19 protein-coding genes are annotated in these 14,532 nt (G+C 64.6%); 13 read left to right on the forward strand and 6 right to left on the reverse strand.

From position 1 onward, the window contains the following. Positions 1-452 (forward strand): substrate binding domain-containing protein (locus tag X760_RS72095; protein WP_023722912.1); only part of this gene is annotated, 452 nt, incomplete at its 5' end. Positions 453-493: 41 nt separating this feature from the next. Here X760_RS72095 and X760_RS72100 read toward each other — a convergent pair. The 3 genes from X760_RS72100 to X760_RS72110 all read right to left on the reverse strand — a co-directional run bounded on the left by X760_RS72100 (position 494) and on the right by X760_RS72110 (position 3,506). Next, positions 494-1,252, reverse strand: coding sequence for a slipin family protein (locus tag X760_RS72100; RefSeq protein WP_023722913.1), 759 nt, complete (start codon positions 1,250-1,252; stop codon positions 494-496). Next, the gene (locus X760_RS72105; protein WP_023722914.1) at positions 1,249-2,640 is read right to left on the reverse strand and encodes a nodulation protein NfeD; all 1,392 of its coding nucleotides are present in this window, start codon (positions 2,638-2,640) and stop codon (positions 1,249-1,251) included. Before X760_RS72105 ends, X760_RS72100 begins: the two co-directional genes overlap by 4 nt. Before the next feature lie 101 nt (positions 2,641-2,741). Then, positions 2,742-3,506 (reverse strand): pseudouridine synthase, encoded by a 765-nt coding sequence (locus X760_RS72110; RefSeq protein WP_023722915.1) that lies wholly within the window; start codon positions 3,504-3,506, stop codon positions 2,742-2,744. Positions 3,507-3,621: 115 nt separating this feature from the next. Between X760_RS72110 and X760_RS72115 the strand changes: the two genes are divergently transcribed. Next, positions 3,622-4,212 carry a DUF922 domain-containing protein gene (locus tag X760_RS72115; RefSeq protein WP_023722916.1) on the forward strand — a complete coding sequence of 197 codons (591 nt, stop codon included), beginning with the start codon at positions 3,622-3,624 and terminating at the stop codon, positions 4,210-4,212. 41 nt (positions 4,213-4,253) lie between these two features. On the opposite strand, the gene X760_RS72120 is transcribed toward X760_RS72115, so the two are convergent. Beyond that, positions 4,254-4,997 carry an SDR family NAD(P)-dependent oxidoreductase gene (locus X760_RS72120; protein ID WP_023722917.1) on the reverse strand — a complete coding sequence of 248 codons (744 nt, stop codon included), beginning with the start codon at positions 4,995-4,997 and terminating at the stop codon, positions 4,254-4,256. A gap of 293 nt (positions 4,998-5,290) precedes the next feature. Here X760_RS72120 and X760_RS0140365 point away from each other — a divergent pair, with 293 nt between their 5' ends. The 9 genes from X760_RS0140365 to X760_RS72160 all read left to right on the forward strand — a co-directional run bounded on the left by X760_RS0140365 (position 5,291) and on the right by X760_RS72160 (position 12,070). Next, entirely contained in the window at positions 5,291-6,031 is a 741-nt protein-coding gene (locus X760_RS0140365; protein WP_023722918.1) for an NAD(P)H-dependent oxidoreductase, read from the forward strand. 158 nt (positions 6,032-6,189) lie between these two features. Continuing rightward, positions 6,190-6,522 carry a metalloregulator ArsR/SmtB family transcription factor gene (locus X760_RS72125; RefSeq protein WP_023722919.1) on the forward strand — a complete coding sequence of 111 codons (333 nt, stop codon included), beginning with the start codon at positions 6,190-6,192 and terminating at the stop codon, positions 6,520-6,522. Between the two features lie 14 nt (positions 6,523-6,536). Next, positions 6,537-7,043 (forward strand): arsenate reductase ArsC, encoded by a 507-nt coding sequence (locus tag X760_RS72130; protein WP_023722920.1) that lies wholly within the window; start codon positions 6,537-6,539, stop codon positions 7,041-7,043. Position 7,044: 1 nt separating this feature from the next. Continuing rightward, a complete protein-coding gene (locus X760_RS72135; RefSeq protein ID WP_023722921.1) occupies positions 7,045-7,731 on the forward strand; it encodes an MIP/aquaporin family protein in 687 nt (228 codons plus the stop codon). Continuing rightward, entirely contained in the window at positions 7,728-8,150 is a 423-nt protein-coding gene (gene arsC, locus X760_RS72140; RefSeq protein WP_023722922.1) for an arsenate reductase (glutaredoxin), read from the forward strand. Before X760_RS72135 ends, arsC begins: the two co-directional genes overlap by 4 nt. Before the next feature lie 137 nt (positions 8,151-8,287). Continuing rightward, positions 8,288-8,974, forward strand: coding sequence for an arsenical resistance protein ArsH (gene arsH / locus X760_RS72145; protein ID WP_023722923.1), 687 nt, complete (start codon positions 8,288-8,290; stop codon positions 8,972-8,974). 99 nt (positions 8,975-9,073) lie between these two features. Beyond that, complete coding sequence (locus X760_RS72150; RefSeq protein ID WP_023722924.1) at positions 9,074-9,406, forward strand: metalloregulator ArsR/SmtB family transcription factor; 333 nt, start codon at positions 9,074-9,076, stop codon at positions 9,404-9,406. Between the two features lie 49 nt (positions 9,407-9,455). Next, on the forward strand, positions 9,456-10,832 hold the full coding sequence (locus X760_RS72155) for an FAD-dependent oxidoreductase (RefSeq protein ID WP_156948363.1): 1,377 nt from the start codon (positions 9,456-9,458) through the stop codon (positions 10,830-10,832). Next, positions 10,829-12,070 (forward strand): MFS transporter, encoded by a 1,242-nt coding sequence (locus X760_RS72160; protein ID WP_023722926.1) that lies wholly within the window; start codon positions 10,829-10,831, stop codon positions 12,068-12,070. Before X760_RS72155 ends, X760_RS72160 begins: the two co-directional genes overlap by 4 nt. A gap of 24 nt (positions 12,071-12,094) precedes the next feature. On the opposite strand, the gene X760_RS0140370 is transcribed toward X760_RS72160, so the two are convergent. Together X760_RS0140370 and X760_RS72165 are read right to left on the reverse strand one after the other, a co-directional pair. Next, complete coding sequence (locus tag X760_RS0140370) at positions 12,095-12,319, reverse strand: hypothetical protein (protein ID WP_031195360.1); 225 nt, start codon at positions 12,317-12,319, stop codon at positions 12,095-12,097. A 230-nt stretch (positions 12,320-12,549) separates the two neighbouring features. Then, positions 12,550-12,915: a VOC family protein gene (locus X760_RS72165; RefSeq protein ID WP_023722928.1), complete on the reverse strand. Its 366-nt coding sequence runs from the start codon at positions 12,913-12,915 to the stop codon at positions 12,550-12,552. A 144-nt stretch (positions 12,916-13,059) separates the two neighbouring features. Between X760_RS72165 and X760_RS72170 the strand changes: the two genes are divergently transcribed. Both X760_RS72170 and X760_RS72175 read left to right on the forward strand, forming a co-directional pair. Continuing rightward, on the forward strand, positions 13,060-13,371 hold the full coding sequence (locus tag X760_RS72170) for a hypothetical protein (protein WP_023722929.1): 312 nt from the start codon (positions 13,060-13,062) through the stop codon (positions 13,369-13,371). A gap of 44 nt (positions 13,372-13,415) precedes the next feature. Next, positions 13,416-14,291, forward strand: coding sequence for a sigma-70 family RNA polymerase sigma factor (locus tag X760_RS72175; protein WP_031195362.1), 876 nt, complete (start codon positions 13,416-13,418; stop codon positions 14,289-14,291). Positions 14,292-14,532: the final 241 nt, after the last annotated feature.

The following is a 14,532-nucleotide window of genomic DNA, read 5'->3' on the forward strand; positions in this document are numbered from 1 at the left end:
TGGTGGCGCGCAAGGTCGCGACACGGCGGCGGCTGCTGTGCGCCGCGCCGTCCTACCTCGCCCGCCGGGGCACGCCGGCTGCGCCGGAAGCGCTGCTGGAACACAGCTGTCTCGGCTTCTCAGGCTTCCAGACCTTTCCGGCCTGGGAGATGACCGACACCACGGGCCGCCGCGTCAGTATCGAGGTCTCCGGCCCGCTGGTCACCGACGACGCCGAGGTCCTGGTCGAAGCCGCCGTGCAAGGCGTCGGGCTGATGATGAGCACGGATTGGCTGGTCGGACGCGAGCTCGCCGACGGCCGGCTGGTGCCAGTGCTGGAGGACTGGACCCTTGCCGACGAAGGGGCCGTCTATGTCGTCATGCCTTCGGCCAAGGGGCAAGCCGCCAAGACACGTGCCTTCGCCGACTGGATCGGCAAACGCTTTGCGCCGGTCCCGCCGTGGCAGAGGTGAGGGTGCTGATCTCCCCACGAGGGAGATTATGCGCTCCTCCCTCACTTCCCGCCCTGCTTGATGAAATGACCGAGCAGATCCATTGGCACCGGAAACACGACCGTCGACGAGCGCTCGCCGGCGATGTCATGGAGAGCCTCGAAATAGCGTAGCTGCATGGCTTGCGGTGCTTCGGCCAGCATCTTGCCAGCCTCGACGAGCTTTGCCGCCGCCTGTTGTTCGCCGTCGGCATTGATCACTTTCGCACGCCGCAGCCGTTCCGCCTCGGCCTGCTTGGCGATGGCGCGGACCATGTTCTCGTTGAGGTCGACATGCTTGATCTCGACATCGGAGACCTTGATGCCCCAGGCATCGGTGCGCTGGTCGAGAATCTCCTGGATATCGCTGTTGAGCTTGTCACGTTCGGCCAGCATTTCATCGAGCTCATGCTTGCCGAGCACCGAGCGCAGCGTGGTCTGTGCCAGCTGGTTGGTGGCGGTCATGAAGTCTTCGACCTGGATCACCGCCCGCTCGGCGTCGACGATACGAAAATACAGCACCGCGTTGACCTTCACCGAGACGTTGTCGCGCGAGATCACGTCCTGCGGCGGCACGTCCTGGACCACCACTCGCAGGTCGACCTTCACCATCTGCTGCACGAAGGGGATGAGGATGATAAGGCCGGGGCCCTTGACCCCGGTGAAGCGGCCGAGCGTGAAGACCACCCCGCGTTGATATTCCCTCAGGACGCGAATGGCCGCGGATAAGAACATGACCACGACGAGCGCTGCTGCCAGATAGGCCACATAACCGATGATCATTGCCTTGCTCCATCGCTTCCCACATTGCGGCGCCGTATCGTCAGCACAAGACCCCTGACATCAGCCACCTCGACGCTGTCGCCCGCCGCAAGCGGTTCGTCGGCTTTTGCCCGCCAGCGCTCGCCCCGGGCGAGCACGTGGCCCTCGCTGCCCTGCCAGTCGAGAATCTCCGCCGGCAGCCCCTGCATGGCCTGTGCGCCAACACGCGGAACGTTCTTGCGGGCCGCCCACAGATAGCTGCCGGTCAACAGCGCCAGGCCGAGCGTCAGGACGGCGGCGGTGCCGATAACGGCCCACGACATCTCGAAGCCGGGCCCCTCGATCTTGAGCAGCATGGCAGCGCCCAGCAGAAACGCAGCCACGCCTCCCAGCCCAAGGACCACTGTCGGGTTCAAGGCTTCGACGACGAGAAAGATGATGCCAAGCAGCATCAAGGCAAGGCCGGCATAGCTGATCGGCAGGAGATTGAGCGCATAGAGGCCGAGCAGAAGGCAAATCGTGCCGATCACGCCAGGCGCGACCGCGCCCGGGCTCGTGAATTCGAAGACGAGGCCATAGACGCCGACCAGCATCAGGATGACGGCGATGTTTGGGTCCGTGATGACGGCGAGAAGCCGGATGAGCCAGCCTGGTTCGAGCGTTTCAACCGGCAGCCCTTTCGTCGCCAATGCCTCTTTCTTGCCGGCGATCTCGACGGTCCGGCCGTCGGCCAGTTGAAGCAACTCGGTGGTGTCGCGGGCGACGAAGTCGATGACATGCTCCTGCAGCGCCGCGCCGGCCGACAGGCTGGCCGCCTCGCGCACGGCCTTTTCACCCCATTCGGCATTGCGCCCGCGCAATTCAGCCAGGCTGCGGATCAGGGCAACGGCGTCGTTCGTCGCCTTGGCGATCATCGCATCGCCCGCGGGTGCGTTCTTCTTGTCCTTGTCCGCCTCCGGGCCATCGTTCTTGTCGCCGGGAAACGATGGCAGCGGCCCGCCCATCTCGATCGGCGTTGCCGCGCCCAGATTGGTGCCGGGCGCCATCGCCGCTACATGGGTAGCGTAGAGGATGTAGGTTCCGGCGCTCGCCGCGTGCCCGCCGGCGGGCGCGACATAGCCGATGACGGGAACCGGCGAGGCGAGGATAGCGGCGATCATCTCGCGCATGCTGGTGACCAGCCCGCCGGGCGTGTCCATCTGCAGGATGAGAGCCTGGGCGTTTCGGTCCGCGGCCACCGCCAGCGCTTCCTCGAGCTGCCTGGCACTCGCCGGACCGATGGCGCCGTCCATCTCGACGCGCAACACAATTTTCTCCCGGCCGTTCGCCTCTCCGGTTGCGGAAGAGGGACAAACGGCCGCAGCAGCCACGAAAGCCGCGGCAAGCAGGACCGCACGCGCGAGTTTCACGCTCAAAGCTCCATATCTAGGATATGGGCTGGATTTTGCCGAAATCCATGAGAACGCTCATCAAACCGGCCTGGGTGCGGGGTGATGCTTCGCTCTGTCCTTCAGGCCCGAAGCAGCGCCAGCTCTTCGGCGGTCAGATGGCGTGTCTTGCCCTTGGCGAGGTCGCCGAGCTGCAATGGGCCGATCGCAACGCGCACCAGGCGTAGCACCTCGATATCGTGGGCGCCGAGCAGCCTTCGGATATGGCGGTTGCGGCCCTCGTCGAGCACGATCTCCAGCCAAGCGGTGCTGGTGCCGCCGCGCAGCAGCTCGATCGACCGGGCCGTCAGCAAGTCGCCATCGACTGTCGCGCCGGCGCGCAGCCGCGCCAACATGGCCTCGTCGGGCAGGGCGCCGATCTGCACGTGATAGGTCTTGGCGACAAGCGAGGCGGGGTCGAGCAGGCGCTGCGCGAAGCGCGTGTCGTTGGTCATCACGAGCAGGCCCTCGCTCGCCTTGTCGAGGCGGCCGACCGGCGAGACGAAGGGCAGGTCGAGCCCTGCCAGGCAATCATAGACGGTGCCGCGGTCCTGCGGGTCGTCGCGGGTGGTGACCAGCCCGCGCGGCTTGTTGAGCATCAGATAGACCTTGCGCTCGGCAGCGACGCGGTGGCCGTCGACCTCGATGCGGTCGCGGCCGGGATCGACGCGCATCGAGCCGTTGCGCACGATCTTGCCGGCAACCCGCACGCGCCCCTCGGCAACCAGAAGCTCGGCCTGCTTACGCGAGCACAGGCCAAGCTTCGACAGGGCGCGGCACAGGCTGACGCCGGGAGGCTGGGTCCCGGGGGCAGGGCGTTGCCGGGCAATGTTCGGTCGCGGCGACATGGCGTTGCCTGTGGATTCTTGTATACGAGCATCCCACTATAGCCGGCCGCAGGCTATGTCCACGGAAGGGAACTGCATGTCTTTTGCATCGTGCGCAGCGGCTGCGAGGACTTGCATGAAAACAGCCATTCGCCTTTGCCTGCTGCTCGCCTCTCTGCCGGCATCGCCGGCGCATGCCGGCTGGCAGGCAGTCGAGAAGGTCGAGACCTATGCCGTCTCAGGGCAATCCGGGCCGGAGCTCTATGCCTCGATCGGCGGGCGCGGGCCGCTGCTCGGCGAGCGCCGCGTCATCGCGCATACCAATTTCAAGCTGACCTGGGTGAGGGACTACCAGCCGCAAGGCGACGCCTGCGTGCTGGTGTCGGCGCGGCCGAAGCTGATCATCACCTACACCTTGCCGAAGCCGGCCGCGCGGCTGCCGGGCGCCATCCAGAAGAACTGGGAGGTTTTCGCAACCGGCCTCGCCGCCCACGAGAAGGTGCACGGCGCCAGCATCATCGACATGGTGCACAAGATCGAGGCGGCCACCATCGGCCTGACCGTCCCCGACGACCGCGGCTGCAGCAAGATCAGGACCGAAGTGACGAGACGGCTCGCCGGAATTTCGCAGGCACAGCGGCAGGCGAGCCGCGATTTCGACCGGGTCGAATTCGGCCCGGGCGGCAAGCTGCGGCAGCTTGTGTTCACGCTGATGACCGGGGGATGATGCTGCGGGGCGGCGCAGGGCACCATATCTGTCGGCCAAGCTCATGCCTGCTCGGTCGGATAGAGCGTCAGGATGTTGACGTTGACCCGTGGCGGCTGCGTCACCGCATACTGGATGGCGGCGGCGATGTCCTCGCTTTCCAGCTGCTCCATGTCGCCAAGCCTTAGCTCGACCGCCTGGCGCACATCGGCGCGCATATTCTGGGTGAACTCGGTCTTGACGGCGCCAGGCTCGATGCAGGTCACGCGGATGCCGTCCTTGCCGATCTCGCGGCGAAGCGATTCCGCCATCGCGCTTACCGCGTGCTTGGTGCCGGAATAGACCACCGAAGGGTGGATATAACGGCCGGTGCCGGAAGAAACGACGACGATGTGGCCGGCGCCTTGCCGTTGCATCGACGGCAGCGCCGCATGGATCGGATAAAGCAGGCCCAAAATGTTGACGTCGACCATCCGGCGGTATTCTTCCGGCGTCGTATTGCGGAACGGCGCGGCGACGCCGACGCCGGCAACCGCAAGCAGAATGTCGAGCCGGCCGTACTCCTGCAGGACCCGTTCGACCATCGCCGTGGCTTGCGCTTCGTCGGTGACGTCGACGGCAATCGGCAGCGCGGTGCTGCCGGTCTCACGGATCCGCCTCGCCAGATCGTCCAGGCGCTCAGTGCGCCGCGCGGCAATCGCCAGCGTGGCGCCCTCGGCCGCCAGCGCCAAGGCGGTGGCCTCGCCGATGCCGGAGGAGGCGCCCGTCACCAAGGCGATCTTGCCGCTCAGTTTTCCTGTCTGCATCGTTTTCTCCTGACGCTTTGAACACGCCCTGAAGCTAGGGCGCAGACATTCTGGGAACAATGCTGGGAGTTCTTGGGCATGATACTCCGCAGCGCCGCATCCCGCGGAGTACCTCAAGGCATGCGGGACAGCGCCCTCCAGCAAGCCCATGTCTGCGCAATTTTCCTTGAGCGAACGAGCGGGGCTTGACGCGACTGGAGGTGTTGCGTCTTGATATGGGGCTGCGGGGCTTCGCATGAAAACAGCTGATCGACTATGTCTGCGGGTGGCTTGTTTGCATGCGACGCGCTTGCATGCAGCACCGCGATCCTCTGGCGACCGACCGGGCTGAGCGCAAGATGAAGGTCCTCGTCGTCTATTGCCATCCCTGCACCGACAGCTTCAACGGCGCCGTGCGCGATACGGTGCTGGAGACGCTTGCCGAAAGGGGGCATCAGGTCCACCTGCTCGATCTCCATGCGACCGGCTTCGATCCAGTCATGCGCACGCAGGAATGGCGCGGTTACCACGACAAGGCGGCGAACCTGCAACCGGTGCACGAACATGCGCAGGAGCTGATCTGGGCCGAGGCGGTCGTCTTCATTTACCCGACCTGGTGGTATGGCGTGCCGGCGATGCTGAAAGGCTGGCTGGAGCGTGTGCTGGTGCCGGGCTTCGCTTTCGAGATGCCGACCGCACGACGCGGTCCGCGGCCCAAATTGCGGCACATACGCCGGGTGGTGGCGATGACCACATGCGGTGCCACGCCGCTGATGTCGTGGATCATGGGACAGCCCGGCCGGCGAACCCTGCTGCGCGGCTTCCGCTCCGTCTGCCATCCGCTGTGCCGGACCAAATTCCTGGCGCTCTACCGGATGGACAGCGTCTCGGCCGCCGGACGCCAGGCGCATCTGCAGCGGGTCAGGAAAGCGGTTGCCGGTCTNCCCCTCATCGCCCTGCCGGGCACTTCTCCCCGTATAGTGACGGGGAGAAGGGGCTGGCCGCAGCGTTGGCGTCGTTTCTGCACCGCCGATGTTTGGCGAAATCACCGATGACGAGGCCCCTCTCCCCGTCACTATACGGGGAGAGGATGCCGGCAGGCAGGTGAGGGGCAACGCAAACGCTTAGAGGGCGAATTCAAAACTGAGAGATTGCCTTGGGTCGCTGGCAGAGGCGCGTTGACTCTCTTCGCCATTTCTGGAATCCTGGAATTATGGACAAGACACTCGCCCTTTCGGCGCTTGCCGCGCTCGGCCAGGAAACCCGGCTGGACGTTTTTCGCCTTTTGGTGCGGGCTGGAGCCGACGGCGTGCCGGCGGGCGAGATCGCTTCGCGGCTCGCCGCGTTCCCGAATACGATGTCGGCCCATCTCAAGATCCTGTCGCATGCCGGCCTGGTGCGGACCGAACGGGAGGGCCGCAGCGTGCGCTATTTCGCCGATATGGCCGGCTTTCGCGATCTGCTGGCCTACCTGATGGAGGACTGCTGCAATGGCGCGCCGGAACTTTGCCAGCCTGTGATCCAGGCTGTGACCTGCAACTGCTAGAAGGGAGGTGCGCGATGAGCGAGCCATACAATGTTCTTTTTCTCTGCACCGGCAATTCGGCAAGGTCGATTCTCGCCGAGGCGATCCTGAACCGCGTCGGCGCAGGCAAGTTCAAGGCCTATTCGGCTGGATCGCATCCGAAGGGAGAGGTTCATCCTTACGCCCTTCAGCTTTTGAAAAGCCTCAACTACGACACGTCGTTCGCCCGTTCGAAAGACTGGCAAGAGTTTGCGGAGCGGGGTGCCCCAGAGATGAATTTCGTCTTCACGGTCTGCGACAATGCCGCCAACGAATCATGTCCGGTCTGGCCCGGGCAACCGATGACGGCGCATTGGGGCGTACCTGATCCTGCAGCCGTCGAAGGCACCGAGGCGGAAAAGCATCTCGCCTTCGCCGAAGCCTACCGCATGCTCAACAACCGAATTTCGATCTTTGTCAGCCTGCCGATCAATGCGGTCGACAGACTTGCGCTGCAGAAGCGCCTCGACGAGATCGGCCGCAATCTGCCGAAGGCCGGCTGAGGTGGTTCAGCTTTCCCGGCGCCTTGTTGCCGAGGCCCTCGGCACGGCTCTGCTGGTCGCCACCGTGGTCGGTTCCGGCATCATGGCTGACAGGCTGAGCAACGATGTCGCCGTCTCGCTGCTCGGCAACACCTTGCCGACCGGGGCGATCCTGGTCGTGCTCATCGCCATATTCGGGCCGATCTCCGGAGCGCACTTCAACCCGGCGGTGACGCTGGTGTTCGCGCTTCGGCGTGAAATCGAAACGAACGCAGCGCTGGCCTACGTCGCCGCCCAGATTGCCGGCGGCATCGCTGGAACGTTCCTGGCGCATGCAATGTTCGAATTGCCGATCCTGGAAGTGTCGGCGACGGTGCGGACCGGAGGCGGCCAATGGATTGCGGAGCTGGTCGCCGCCTTCGGGCTGGTCTTCACCATCCTTGCCGGCCTGCGTTCCCGCCCGGATTCTATCCCTTGGCTGGTTGGGCTCTATATCACCGCCGCCTATTGGTTCACCGCGTCGACATCCTTTGCCAATCCGGCCGTCGCCATCGCCCGAGCGTTCTCCAACACTTTTGCCGGCATCCGCCCCGCCGATCTGCCGGGCTTCATCGCCGCCGAACTTTTGGGCGCGTTGCTCGCCATGGGATTGGCAGGGTGGCTGCTCGCCCAACCGAAACCAGTCGGACAGATGAAAGCTGCGCAATGACCGTCACCATCTACCACAACCCCGATTGCGGCACCTCGCGCAACACGCTGGCCATCGTCAGGCAGTCCGGCGAGGAGCCGAAGGTGATCGAATATCTGAAAACCCCGCCGTCGCGCGAAAAGCTCGTCGAGCTGATCGCCGCAATGGGCATGACGCCGCGCCAATTGCTGCGCCAGAAGGGCACGCCCTATGCCGAACTTGGCCTGGGCGACCCGAAGTGGAGCGACGACGAGATCCTCGATTTTATGCTGGCGCATCCGATCCTGATCAACCGGCCGATCGTGGTGACGCCGCTCGGCACCATGCTCGCCCGACCCTCCGAAGCGGTGCTCGATATCCTGCCCAATCCGGATATCGGCCCCTTCACCAAGGAGGACGGCGAGGTCGTCGTCGACGCCAGCGGCAAGCGCGTCGCCTAGAGTATTTCGACATTTCTCGAAATTTGCTTTGACGCCACGACGGATCGCGCCTACCTATTTCGATGAAACTCGAAATAAGAAAGTTTTGAAGCCATGAAACCAGTCGATCACGCAGGGTCCCTGCCAAACATAGAGATATGGAGCAACTCCCGGCAATCGATGCATCTGCGCTGTTCGATGTGGCCGCGTCGGTCCACAAGCCTCGGATCTTGATGCTCTACGGCTCCTTGCGGGAGCGTTCCTATTCCCGCATGGCCACTGAGGAAGCGGCACGTATCTTGACCTGGCTTGGCGCTGAAGTCCGTATCTTCAACCCTGCCGGTCTGCCGCTGCCGGATTCGGCGCCCGCCGATCACCCCAAGGTGAGAGAGCTGCGTGAGCTCTCGCTCTGGTCCGAAGGTCAGGTCTGGTGTTCGCCCGAACGTCACGGTTCAATGACCGGTATCATGAAATCGCAGATCGACTGGCTGCCATTGTCGTTGGGCTCGGTGCGTCCCACCCAGGGCCGGACGCTTGCCGTCATGCAGGTTTCCGGCGGCTCACAAAGCTTCAATGCCATCAACCAACTGCGTATCCTGGGCCGCTGGATGCGCATGTTTACGATCCCCAACCAATCGTCGGTGGCAAAGGCATTCAACGAATTCGATGCGGCCGGGCGCATGAAGCCCTCGCCCTACTACAACCGCATCGTCGACGTGATGGAGGAGCTGATGAAATTCACGCTTCTTCTGCGCGACCGGTCGGCCTATCTCACCAACCGATATTCCGAACGCGTCGAAAGCGCGGAAGAGCTTGCCAGACGGGTAAATCAGCGGTCGATTTGAGGCGGGCGGTTGGCGCAAACGAGACGGCGATTGTCCGGTTATTCGAGAATGTTCGAAATAAGCGTTGACGTCGTGGGCTCTCGGAGCTAAGGTGTTTCCATGATACTCGAAAAAGCAGCCTCGCAACTGGAAGCCCTCGGCAGCCCGACGCGGTTGCAGCTCTATCGGACGCTTGTGCGGGCGGGCGATGAAGGGCTGCCGGTCGGGCGCATCCAGGACAGGCTCGGCATCGCGGCCTCGACGCTGTCGCATCACCTCAAGCGGCTGGTCGACACCGGCCTGGTGACACAGGAGCGGCAGGCGACGACGCTGATCTGCCGGGCCAACTATCCCGCCATGAACGGGCTCATCGGATACCTCGCGGACGAATGCTGCGCCGACGCCACCTGTGCGCCGGCTTCGGTGGAAGCGACGGCCAAGACGGCGGCGTAATTTTTTGGCATTGTAATTCGAAACTACCGGAAGGACGGAAGATATGGAGATGATCGAAAGGCTTCCCGTCGCGGTGATCGGCGCCGGGCCGATCGGCTTGGCGGCAGCGGTCCACCTCATCGCGCAAGGTATTCCTGTCAAAGTCTACGAAGCCGGCAATAGGGTTGCATCCAACCTCAGGGATTGGGGCCATGTCCGGGTGTTCACGCCTTGGCGCTATTGCGTCGATCAGGCGTCTAGAAGCCTGCTCGAGGCGCGTGGCTGGCGGATGCCGGAGCCTGAGGCATTCCCGACCGCGAACGACCTCGTCGCGGATTACCTCGAGCCGCTTGCAAAGCTTCCGCAATTGTCGCCGTCGATCGAAACCGGTGCCCGGGTCGTCGGCATCTCGCGCTGGGGCGCCGACAAGGTGCTGAGCAAGGAACGCGAAAACCGGCCGTTCATGCTGGTGATCGAAACCGCCAGTGGCACGCGGCGCGACAGCGCCCGCGCCGTCATCGATGCTTCGGGAACCTGGCAGATGCCGAACCCGCTCGGCGCCGGCGGAATTCATGCCGTAGGCGAAGCGCAATTTGCCGATCGCATCGCCTACGGCATCCCCGACATCCTCGGCCGCGACCGCCGCCTTTATGCCGGCAAGACGACGCTGGTCGCCGGCTCCGGCCATTCAGCCGCCAACGCCTTACTAGATCTCGCCAGGCTGGCGGATATGGAGCCCGGCACGGCCTTCATCTGGACAACGCGCGGCACCGACCTGGTGCGCATCTATGGCGGCGGCGATGCCGACCAATTGCCGGCACGCGGCGAACTCGGCGCCGAAGTGCGCGAACTCGCCGAGAGCGGCGGCGTCAGACTGGTGACGGGCTTTGCAGCCGTTTCGATCCGCGATGCCGACGGCCGGCTGGTCGTCGAAGGCCAGACCAAGGACGGCTTGCAGCGGATTGGCCCGGTCGACCGCATCATCGCCGCGACCGGACAGCGCCCCGATCTGTCGCTGACGCGCGAGCTTCGGCTCGAGCTCGATCCGTGGCTGGAAAGCGTCAAGGCACTGGGACCGCTGATCGATCCCAACGAACATTCCTGCGGCGACGTGCCGCCGCACGGTCACCGCGAGCTCAGCCATCCCGAGCATGGGTTCTATACGGTCGGCATCAAGAGCTATGGCCGTGCGCCGACCTTCCTGCTGCTGACCGGGTATGAGCAGGTCCGCTCCGTCGCCGCGGCGATCGCCGGCGACATGGTGGCCGCCGACAATGTCCAGCTCGTGTTGCCGGAGACCGGCGTCTGCACCGTGCCGCGGATCGGCATTGCCGACACGGGCTGCTGCGGCGGTCCGGCGCCGGTAGCGGTGGATGCCTGCTGTGTCGCCGATGCCGAAGCAAAGGCGATCGGCAAAAGCGGCTGTGGCTGCGGCGTCGCGGCATGAGCCTTCTGGCGCCTTCGCCCACCATCCTGCGCAGCCGCGGCGCAATCATCACCGCGCTTGGCCTGACGCAGATCATGGCGTGGGGATCTTCCTACTATCTTCCAGCGGTCATTGCGCCGGCGGTCTCCTCCGATACCGGCTGGCCGCTGGCATGGGTTGTCGGCGGCCTGTCTCTCGGCTTGCTCACGGCAGGATTGATCTCGCCGCGCGTCGGGTCGTCGATCGAGCGGCATGGCGGCCGCAGCATTCTGGCGTTCAGCGCCGCATGCATCGGGCTCGGCCAGATCGGGCTGGCTCTCGCCCCTAATCTTGCGGCCTATATCGCAGCCTGGCTGGTCATCGGACTGGGCATGGGGGCTGGGCTCTACGATGCCGCTTTCGCGACGCTTGGGCGCCACTACGGCCACGGCGCGCGCTCCGCCATTACCACGCTGACGCTGTTCGGCGGTTTTGCCAGTACGATCTGCTGGCCGATTTCGGCCTGGCTTCTTGGGGAGGTCGGCTGGCGCGGCACCTGCCTGGCCTACGCTGTCTTTCAGCTGGTGATTGCGCTTCCGCTCTATCTCGTGATCCTGCCCCGCGAGGCGCCGCAACCGGCAGTCGGGCCAGGATTGCCGGTCGGGCCAGGATTGAAAGAGGTGACGCCGGCCGGCGAAGGCAATCCCGATCCGTCGATCATCATCGTTCTGGCCGCCACCCTTACGCTTGCGGCGGTGATCTCCTCGACGGTGTCGGTGCATCTGCTCACCATCCTGCAAGGCAGCGGCATGGCGCTGGCCGCGGCCGTCGGGCTCGGCGCGCTGGTCGGCCCGTCCCAGGTGGCGGCGCGCGCGATCGAGATGACCATCGCGCGCTACCACCATCCGATCCTGACCAAGTTCGCCTCGGTTACGTTTGTGGCGATCGGCGTTTCGGCGCTCTGGGCCGGCATGCCAATCATCCCGCTGGCGCTCGGCTTCTATGGCGCGGGCATCGGCCTGGAATCCATCGCGCGGGGGACGTTGCCGCTCGCGCTGTTCGGCTCGAACGGCTACGCGAAGCTGATGGGCCGCCTCGCCATGCCGAGCCTGATCGCCCAGGCGGCGGCACCCTCGGCCGGCGCATTGCTGCTGGAGCGCTTCGGCCCGCATGGGACGTTGGCCGCGCTTTCTGGTCTGGCGCTGGCCAACGTCATCCTCGCATGCGGCCTGGGCTGGCGGATGCTCCGCTGGCGGCAATCGCAGGTTCAAACCCGATAGGATTTCGACCCGCGTTCAGCGCCGTCAACTGGAGAGCGGGAGATCTTCCACGGGATCGACAAGGAAGGATGCGGCAATCAGATCGTCCGCATCGAGGCGCAGTGAGCCTTTGGCGCCGCCCATAATGGCGGCAACCTTTTGAAACGTCTTGATTTCGTGCTCGGTAATCTGGGCAGTTTGCATTCTGGATTTGAGGTCAGCGACGCGCAGCCCCAAACTGTGGGACATTCCGATTTTACGGTTCGACATGGTAAGATGCTCCTCCCCGGCCCATGTTTGTTTTGCCACCCGCCCTTATTCGCATATCCTCCGCCTGCCTAAATATGAGGCAGCGCGAATACAGCGCCCGAACGCCCGATGCAAGGGAAGGTTCCGGCGCGCAGCGGTCACGAAATAATAATACGAAGGAAGCACGGCCGATGGTCCGGCCGGAGGTAGGACTTAGGTAGGACGCCCCCCGGACAGAGGGCTCCGGTGGCTTATCGGCTGGCGAGGACCATGCGGTTGCCTTCGCTGTCGCGAAACTCCGCCACCGTGCGCCCCGGCTGCCACGGCGCCTCATGCGGATCGGTGATGATTTCGACGCCGCCCGCCTTCAACGCCGCGCTCATTGCCCCGACATTTTCGTCGACCAGCACCAATACGGGCTCCGCGCCGGGGGCGTCGTCGGCGCGCCTGATGAAATGCAGGTTCGTCACGGCATGCGGAAATGCCAGCTCGATCCAGCGCCAGCCGCCATCGCCCATCTTCTGGTCGGCCAGGACCTGACAGGCGAGATGCCTGGTGTAGAACGCCTTGGCGCGGTCCTGGTCGAATACCGGAAGCTCGGCAAACTGGATATGCATGATCGTCGCTCCTGCTTGATGGCTGCCGCGCAGCCGCCCACGCGGGAAAGACGATGCGGGCAACCGAAAAGATTCTTCCACAAGGAGAATCTTTTCAGCGCAGCCGGTCGTCCTTCGTTCATACCAACCAGTCAGGAGACGACAATGGACTACGCGCTCATTCGATACGGTGTGAACCAAGCCGACCTGGAAGATAACCGCGCGCTGGTCGAAAAAGTGTTCGAAGCGCTGGGCGAGGCGGCACCGCCGACGGTGCGCTATCTCGTGCTCGAGCTGGACGACGGCTCGTTCGTCCACATCGTCGGCCAGAACGGCGATTCGTCGGCGCTGACCGGGCTTGCCGCCTTCAAGGCATTTGCGGAAAACCACGCCGAACGCCGTTCGACCCCGGCAATGCGATCGCCTGTCAAAGTCATCGGCAATTACCGTATGCTGGCGGATCAGGAAGCCGGGTAGCGCCTGCCATGCCGCTCGCGCAGAAACGGGATGCTACGCCGAAAATGAACAGGGCGACGTTGGAGGCGATGCTCGTCGGGTTGCGGCCAAGGCTGCATCGCTACTGCGCGCGCATGGCCGGCTCGGTGATCGACGGCGAGGACATCGTCCAGGAGATGCTGATCAACGCGCTGCAGGCGATCGACGGCGGTGCGATGGTCGAACGGCCGGAGCAATGGCTGTTTCGCATCGCCCACAATGCCGCGCAGGATCATCTGCGGCGGCGCAATCGGGAAAGGTCGCGCATGACCGAGGCCGACATGAGCGTCATCGAGGATCCCTCCGGCAGCGCCGACAGCCGGCTCGCCGCCCAGACCGGCCTGCGCTCCTTCATGCAGCTTTCGGTGCCGCAGCGCAGCGCCGTGATCCTGGTCGACGTGCTCGGCCTCAGCCTGCATGAGACCTGCGAGGTGACCGGCGCGACGCTCGCCGCCACCAAGGCCGCGCTGCATCGCGGGCGGGCGCAGCTCAAGCTGCTGGCGCTGCAGCCCGAGCAGGCGCTCGCGCCGAGGCTCGACGCCGATGACGAGCGCCGGCTGCGGCGCTATGTCGACCTGTTCAACGCGCGCGACTTCGACGCGGTCAGGGCACTGATCGCAGAGGACGTCCGGCTCGATGTCGTCAACCGCGTCCGCCTGCGCGGCAAGGCCCAGGCGTCGACCTATTTCGGCAATTACGATCGTATCAGCGACTGGACATTGTCGCTCGGCTTCGTCGACGGCAGGCCGGCGATCCTCATCCGCGACCCGCAAGCGGCCGACGGCGCCGTGCGCGGCTTCGTGCTGGTTGAATGGGCGGGCGAGGAGGTCATCCAGATCCGCGACTTCCGCTATGCGCCCTGGTGCCTGGTCGACGCGGAGATCAGGGCCGTGGAGAGGTGAGCAGAAGGCTGGAAATGGTGCGGAAATGGCGCGCGAAGGCGACATGGCCAAGGTTGCGCCACCGGACAAGTCTGCCATCGCCTCGATCACTAAGCTGAAGGGCTCCGCCCCCGATTTCGGGGACCGGTATCGTCGCGAAGAGGATCTACGGCCTACACCCGTCATGCTCGATACAGAGCGGTGCCAGCTTTCGGATCAGGCAGCCTCCTCCTGGGTGACCCAAACGCAAATTGTCACACGG

It is taken from the genome of Mesorhizobium sp. LSHC420B00 (assembly GCF_000503055.1).
Taxonomy (GTDB): domain Bacteria; phylum Pseudomonadota; class Alphaproteobacteria; order Rhizobiales; family Rhizobiaceae; genus Mesorhizobium.